The organism is Mesorhizobium ciceri WSM4083 (assembly GCF_000519305.1).
In the GTDB taxonomy this organism is placed as follows: domain Bacteria; phylum Pseudomonadota; class Alphaproteobacteria; order Rhizobiales; family Rhizobiaceae; genus Mesorhizobium; species Mesorhizobium ciceri_B.
In genome coordinates this window covers 1-7,610 of record NZ_KI912612.1, presented here as the reverse complement: position 1 = coordinate 7,610, position 7,610 = coordinate 1, and the positions used below count along the sequence as shown (strand labels likewise).

Annotated in this window: 2 protein-coding genes and 2 pseudogenes; 1 reads left to right on the top strand and 3 read right to left on the bottom strand. The window is 59.8% G+C overall.

Features of this window, described 5'->3' with window-relative positions:
* Positions 1-3,497: pseudogene (locus tag MESCI2_RS1000000138670) on the bottom strand (hypothetical protein); the annotation flags it as partial.
* Between the two features lie 436 nt (positions 3,498-3,933).
* On the opposite strand from MESCI2_RS1000000138670, the pseudogene MESCI2_RS1000000137775 reads away from it, so the two are divergent.
* Positions 3,934-4,895: pseudogene (locus MESCI2_RS1000000137775) on the top strand (IS630 family transposase); the annotation flags it as partial.
* 187 nt (positions 4,896-5,082) lie between these two features.
* Here the strand turns inward: MESCI2_RS1000000137775 and MESCI2_RS0133985 are convergent.
* Both MESCI2_RS0133985 and MESCI2_RS01000000136040 read right to left on the bottom strand, forming a co-directional pair.
* The gene (locus MESCI2_RS0133985; protein ID WP_027040390.1) at positions 5,083-6,732 is read right to left on the bottom strand and encodes an MFS transporter; all 1,650 of its coding nucleotides are present in this window, start codon (positions 6,730-6,732) and stop codon (positions 5,083-5,085) included.
* A 554-nt stretch (positions 6,733-7,286) separates the two neighbouring features.
* Positions 7,287-7,610, bottom strand: a 324-nt coding sequence (locus MESCI2_RS01000000136040; RefSeq protein ID WP_032901607.1) for a TCP-1/cpn60 chaperonin family protein, incomplete at its 5' end; no start/stop codon positions are given.

Below are 7,610 nucleotides of genomic sequence, written 5' to 3'. Positions count from 1 at the left end.
TGAGCATCGTCGTGCAAGTCGGATGGTGTGGGCGCGTTCAGGTCAACAAAAGACTGAAGGCCGCCGAAGGTGCCTGAGGGAGCCCTGGCAGAGTGTGCCGGCGCAAAGTGAGCATCGTCGTCCAAGTCGGATGGTGTGGGCGCGTTCAGGTCGACAAAAGACTGAAGGCCGCCGAAGGTGTCTGAGGGCACCCTGGCAGAGTGCGCCGGCGCTGCTTCCATCGTCGGCCACATTCTTCGGTCAAAGTTGGCCGGCCTTTGCGGAGCCCTGTGCTGCGCAGCAGCTCCCCCGACACGTCTCGCGACCGCGTCTGCGGGATGAGGGAAAGGAGCGATATTGCCGCGAGATGCCGATTCTCCGGCGCCCGATCTCCGCAGATGCGCCAGCGCGGCTTCGATCGTTGTGTAATCACCGGGATAGAGCTTGACATCATCGTTCAACGACTTTTGGTTAAGCCGAGGCGCGATACCCATCTTCCCTTTTCTTTGCAGATAATCACTTAATCGAGTAATAGCGTATATATAGCCCTTCGCGGTACTTCCCGAAAGTTTGTTCCAAGACGGGGTTGCTTTGTAGCGTTCAATGAGAGCTCCGTCCAACGAATGAGGATTCCGGAAAGAGCGACCTGCCATTGGCAAGTCGCCGGCGCTGGCAGTCTTAAGATGGCCCATCGCCACTTCGAGGGACGGACCACCCGAGGCTGCGTACTGCTGCAAATCCTGGTTCAGCGACGTCTCGTCAAGCCGGGAAGCAAAGCTCTGTTTTCCGTTCGCAACGAGCCAACGAGCGAAGTGCAAAAGAGGATTCACATTGAGCTTGATGGTGTTGTCCGACACCCTGCCCTGGTGGAGCGCCGAATCCAATACCCCGATAAGGGACGCATCTTCGGCATAAAGAGCACGCTTGTCGGCACCCACTGTAACCAGTGTTGAACGACCCGCCTGGAGTGCCGAGGCTTCCAGCTTGGGTGCGTTGCTCCGATCGGGCAGTTGCGGGACCGGGTGGTGACCCGGTCCCGGCTCACCCGATGACGGCGGAAAGTCAGGCGAGGTAAATTGATCGCGCAGCTCGTCCGGGTTCGTTTGGATCGCCTGCGGAAGCTCTTGCGCCTTGTTCGCCTGGTCGGAACTGCCGATCTGGCTCAGCTGCCGCTCAATGGCGAGGCTTTGCGGACCATCAAAAGTCCTCTGCCTCTTCATTGGCCTAACAAGCGCTGTGTAATGCTCACCGTGAATGATGCGCCCCGCACTTGGCAGGAGATGGCTGTTCGTGCCAAGTGTATCCATCATCTTGTGCTGGTGGTCGGAGGCCAGGTTCAAGGAAAGAGAGGATTGTCGGGGATCGGCTGCCGGTTGATCATCCTGCCGCCCCTGAATCTCCTCGAGGAGCCTCTGTTCCAGTTGCTGGACCTGTTGCGGATCAGTCGCCGGCTGCTCGACTTTATCTTCCGGCAGCCGCCAAAGCCCCTCAAGATCGACGCCAGGCATCGAGGTCGAACCAGCCTCACCCTTGGCCTGCTCACCTGCTCCCGAAGCCCCCTCTACCAAGGGTTCTAAGTCATGCCCCTTACGGTACTCACGAAGCAGCTCCAACCCTTTCCCCACCTGAGTCTCGTTGGTAGCACGCTTGAAGTCGATAAGATCTTTCTTCAGCGCATCAGGGTTGTTGAGTCGGGCGATGATGGGCTCCCTGCCGTTCTGATGGAGCCACTGACTAAGCCGGCGAACGGCGCTAGCCCCTTTAAAAGCCTTATTGCGTTCCGTTTTCGAATTGGTTGCCGCGAGTGCCCACTTACTGGCCGCCTCGATGAAGACCGCATCCTCCGGACTGGCAATGCGGCGAGACACGGGCTCGAATTTCATCGGTGAGCCTCGCAGACAACCCAGTGCTTCAGTGGTGTATTGGGAGCCACCGGAAGCCTCACAGCGTTTGGCATCTTCAGCTAGAGACGGGTCGTTAAGCCGATCAGCAATTCCCGTCATGTTGTTTTGACGCAGGTAGTGGCTGAAACCACGAAGAGCAGTTGGATAGATGGTCCGCCTCCCAAGCGATAATTCGAAGTTGCTGATGAGGGCTGCGTCATCGGCATAAGGATCGAGGATAGCGCGGTGCACAATGGGCGCTACTCCGGCAGCCGACTGAGAAGCCTTGAGTTGAGCCACTGCCGGCAGGGTGCGTGCATTACCACCTCTTTCCACAAATTCCTCGACATCGTCATCAAGCGCCTGGTCGCCAAGCCGAGCAGCAATGCCCGGCTTCTTGTTTTCGAAGAGCCAACGATCCAAAGCGAGAAGGTGACCTACATTTACCTTGGCCGTGAGTTTGGCAGCCCCACTCTGGATGAGCGCCGCCTCAAGCCCCAAAATCAGAGGCGCATCCTCGGAGTAGACGGGGCGCTTGCTGCGACCTATCAAAACTGTCTGAGCCGGCTGCAGTTTCGAGGCGCCCAGCGTCGGTCCATCGCGTTCATCAGGTGGCTGCGGGGCCTGCTGACTCGCTTCGGGCCCGGACTCAGGCGCAGAGGCAAGGTGGTTGCGCAAGTCGGACGAATTCGGATCAGCCGACGCCCGCCCGATCTGCGCTTCGTTGCCATGTGGCAGCAGCGAGGTGGCGGCCCGCATCAGCACGCGGTTTTCGCTCAGCAGCGCCTGAATGGCGACATTGTCTTGTGTAATCTGCCTGATCGCTCGGGTGTCGTGCTCATCGCCTCGGTCCGTGGCACTACCCAAAAGCCGCTCCTGACCGACACTTTGAACGGGCAAGTGGGCCGTCGGCTCCAACGTCGACCGGGTATCTTTGCCCGCGCTCGCAGTGCTCAGCCCAATGCCCTCTCGGTACTTACGAAGCTTATCCAGCGCGTTTATGAACTTGCGCTCGGTCGGAAACAACGTCTTAGCCTGCTCGACTAGTGAGTCGTGATCGAGCATAGCAATTGGGAAAGGTGCGAGTGCTGAAGACAGCTTGCGAAGAGAGCCAGAATTTTTCGCGGCGGTGTTGTCACGTAAGCTTGAACCAAAACGTGCGTCGCCGGCCTCCATGATGAGCAGCTCGTCTGCTTTGGAAGGAAGATAAGGGAGCGTGCTTGGGGCAGCGGGCACACGACGCGGACGAAGCATCAACAATGCCGCGATCATTGCCCCGTCTTTCGGAAACAGCCGCTTAGCGTGGTCGACCAATGACTCGTCATTGAGCGTGGCAAGTGTTTGGCCAGACGGCTTGAGCGCGTCGGCCAACCTGCGAAGCGCGCTTTTATATGTATCAACGGTGCTCAGTCGTTGGCCCCGCTTAGTAGCTTCATCGGCCGCCTCTTGGATGAGGCGCTCGTCTTGAGAGACGCCAAGGACCTGGCTAGGGCGGGCACCTGCCGCATGCACCTGTGGCGTCTCGCCCAAGTGCTGCTCAAATCCTGCTTGCCCTTGGTTTGGCGGCTGTCGCACCGTGGGCTGGTTCGTAGAAGAATAACGCGCGGATGGGTTGATGTTGTTAGATGGGTTCATATTCCCCTCCTGTTGCGGCCGCTCCGCAAAACTGAGCAGGCAGCAGCATGCTGTTTGTTATCGGCCTAACGAGGTTACCTGTCGGAAAGCTGACGCGGCCCATAAAAGTCAGGATTACAGTTGCTTTTTTAAGTTTACGGTGGGCGAGTTGAGCGGCAATCTGGAGAGGCTCTGCGCCAGCATGACCACGCGATGATCGTCAGTGTGATGTCCTATCGCGGCCGGCATGGCGATGGCGAGCATCGCCAACTTGAATTGGGTGACGAGGCGATCAGGCGGCGTGGTTTGCCCTACCTGGACGATTCCGATGCCCGTCGATCTGACGCTGCGATGTGGCGTCGGCGATCGATTTATACCAAAGGCTCTGAGGGCTGACTCTGTAGGGGTTCCCGCTTCGACTGATCCGTGATTCCTTGTCGCGAGGAGGATTCGGGCGATGGGATCAGCGGTGAAGATGCGGATGGACTATTCGGCTGTGGCGCTTCGGCGACTGGGGAAGGCGGCGAAGGACGTCAACCAGAGCAGGCGCTTATTGTCGCTGGCTGGGATCATGGACGGGATGAGCCGGGAAGATGCTGCACGGATCGGCGGCATGGACCGCCAGACGCTGCGGGACTGGGTGCATCGCTTTAACGAGGATGGTCCTGACGGACTGAAAGATGCCTGGTATGGCGGACCCACGCCGCGCTTGTCGCCGGAACAGAAGGCCGAACTGGCGCAAATCGTCGAGACGGGACCGGACCTGGCGGTTGACGGCGTGGTGCGCTGGCGGCGCATCGATCTGCAGCGCGTCATCGCGGATCGTTTCGGCGTCGCCTATCACGAGCGCTACGTGGGCAAGCTGCTGAAGGAACTCGGCTTCTCGCACATGAGCGCGCGGCCGCGCCATCCGGCGCAGGATGCCTGGATCGTGGAAGAGTTCAAAAAAACTTTCCGCGCACGCTAGAGGCCCACCTCGCCGATCTGCCGAAGGGCAAGCCCGTCGAGGTGTGGTTTCAAGATGAAGCCAGAATTGGCCAGAAGAACGGTGTCGTGCGGCAATGGGCGCGCCGTGGCACGCGGCCCAGGCAGCCCGCCGACCAGCGCTATCAAAGCGCATACCTGTTCGGCGCCATCTGCCCGGCGCGCGGCAAGGGAGCAGCCATGGCGCTGCCGTTTGCCGACACCGCGGCCATGCAGCTTCACCTCGACGAGATCAGCCGCCATGTGGCGCGCGGCGCGCACGCCGTGCTGCTACTCGACCGGGCAGGCTGGCACACGACCGCCAAGCTGAAGGTGCCGAAAAACATCACGCCGGTGCTGCTGCCATCGCGAGCCCCGGAACTCAACCCGGTCGAGAACGCCTGGCAATATCTGCGCGCCAACTGGCTCTCCAACCGCGTCTTCGACGGTCACGACGCCACTCCGAACGCAGGGAGAGCCGTACCTGCTCTCGTCGGCAGGACATTCCCGTCGCCGAACTGGCGATCGCGACAAGATCAGTCGGCGCGTCTAGCCGAGTTAGGAACTCAACCAGAAACCGTCGCTCGGCTGTCACGGGGCCGCGGCTGGGGCGGCTTTCATGCCTTGACAGCTTCGTCTCAAATCACCTTTGGGTGCGCGATACGAACGGTATCGGTTGAGCACGGGTACGAGTTGCCTCCGTCGTTCGCTCGATCGAAAGCACCGTTCGCGGAGGAAGCTCACCATTGTGCAGTGCCAGGAGATGCTGGCCGATCTCCTTATCCGCTGCTGTGAGCCGATGATTCAGGCGAAGAAAGTCCATCCAGGTTGGCGTGCGGAATGTCTCTGTCCAAAGTGAAGGCGTCTGAAGGTCTCGTTGGAGCGTCCAGTTTCGTGCACCGGCACGGCTTTGAACGTGGCGCCTTGCGCGCATGCAGGACAGAAAGGCCTCGATATTCTCCTCGGATATGGAATACTCAGTTTTGGCAACGATAGGGCCACTTCTTGGCTTCAAATCGAGTGCCAGTTCGGGGGGATGAAAATCCGAACTTTCCTGATCGGTTTCTTCCCATGGACGGACCGGCAACAGTATCCCCGCCGCTGCCACCAGCAACAGAGCCACGGCGGCGCCCTCCAGAGCCAAGGTCAAGGAATAGTTCTGCGCGACAGATCCCCAGATCCAGCTGCCGGCAGCCATACCGCCGGCGCTCAAGGCGTAATAGATTGAGAGCGTGCGGCCGACAACCCACCTTGGGCTTGCCAGCTGAACCGATACGTCAATGCCCGTCCAGGTGACAAGCCAACCAGCGCCCCCGAGTGCCAGCGAAATGGCCGCAAACGCAACCGACGTTGTAAGGGCAAGGCAAAGGCAACATGCTGCACAAGCAATTGAGGCGAGCGCCACCAGCCTGTTTTGAGACGCGGTCCGCCGCAGGTAGCCGTTGCTCATGCCAGCGATGAAAGCACCTATGCCGAAACCGGCCAATAAGATGCCATAGACAATTGGACCGCTTTTCAACTGATCCCGAACCACAAGCGGCAGCAGCGCGAGGATGGAGATGCTGGCCAACCCAAAAAGGGTGGCGCGGGCTATCGCCGCCCTGATCTCCAGGGACATTGCCGTGAAGCGCACGCCGTCATGAACTGCCGTCATCATTTTCTCGCGAGGCAGAGGAGAAGAGCGAACCTTCCATTTGGTTCGCCATATTGCGCTGAGAGGCGCCAGATCGCTCAGCGCGGCCAAGGCGAAAGCGGCCAGAGGCCCAAAGAAGGCCATGATGACGCCGCCCAGAGCCGGACCAATGCTGCGCACGATGTTGTATCCGACCGACATAAGCGTCACTGCGGCGGGAATGTCGCGCTTGTCGAGGATATCGCCGACGGAAGCATGCCAGGCCGGATCATTCAACGCGAAGCCGCAGCCAGCCAGGAAACCCAGTCCGAGTATGAGCCATGGATGGACAAATCCCAGTCCCACAGAAATCATCAGCGTCGATGACGCCAATGCGATCAGACAGTGTCCCGCAAACATCACCCATCGGCGGCTGAAATTGTCGGCGATGGCTCCGGCAAGGATTGAGAGGAAGAATACCGGCAATGTGGATGCGGCCTGCACCAGGGCAACCATCAGATCCGACGCTGAAATGGTTGCCATCAGCCAGCTGATGGCAACCGTTTGCACGAGCCATCCGACGCTGGATATTTGTGTGGCCGTCCAGATCGAGCGAAACACATGGTTGCGAAATGGCGCGAGAGTCGCTGAAACGGGAGGGTGACGATTTTCACGCTGCATGATCTTGACTGCTTTCGACCAAATGATCGCTTCGGTGATGGTTATTAGCGCAATGTGCCAATTCCAATTGGGCAAAAAAAGCCTCTGTGGAACTTGGCTGCGGGCCGGCCGCATCTCCCGGGTTGGCATCAGAGGACGCGGGCCGAAACGCCTAAGTTGAATCAGCCAGCCTGATGTCTGTATGGCCGATCTCGCCATGTCGGACAAGCTGCCACACGACGTCAGGGATGTCGTAATTTGGCGGCCGTGGCCCTTAGGTGGGTGTTCTTGAAGTTGCACCGCCTCATTAGGCTTTAAGTGGCATCGTTCTGGCGGCGGAACGCACTCCTGTGGCCGGCGTTCAAGCTGGCCGTTTCTTCGACCCAAGGCGAAGAAAAGGGCGGCATCGCTGCCGCCCTTTCGGATCCGTGGCTGGTGGGCTGGACTAAAAATCCATGCCGCCACTCAAGCCCGCTCGCCGGCTTGAGCAATGCTGGTTGATGGGCGTGCGTTATGGAATTCCCATTGCGAATGGTCTTGCGAAAAGTCTGCGACTTTTCGGGACCCTTCGGCAATTAGAAGTCCATGCCGCCCATGCCGCCCATGCCACCGCCGGGCATGCCGCCCGGCATGCCGCCGCCAGCCGACTCCTTCTTCGGAGCCTCCGCGATCATGGCTTCGGTGGTGACCAGCAGGCCGGCGACCGAGGCCGCGTCCTGGAGAGCCGTGCGCACGACCTTGACCGGATCGACGATGCCCATGGCGATCATGTCGCCATATTCGCCGGTCTGGGCGTTGTAGCCGAAGGTCGCGCCCTTGTTCTCAAGGATCTTGCCGGCAACGATCGATGCTTCCGCACCGGCGTTGGCCGCGATCTGGCGGGCCGGAGCCTGCAGCGC

Coding starts and splice junctions, on each gene's coding strand:
- MESCI2_RS0133985 (WP_027040390.1), bottom strand. CDS start 6,732: ATGCAGCGTGAAAATCGTCACCCTCCCGTTTCAGCGACTCTCGCGCCA.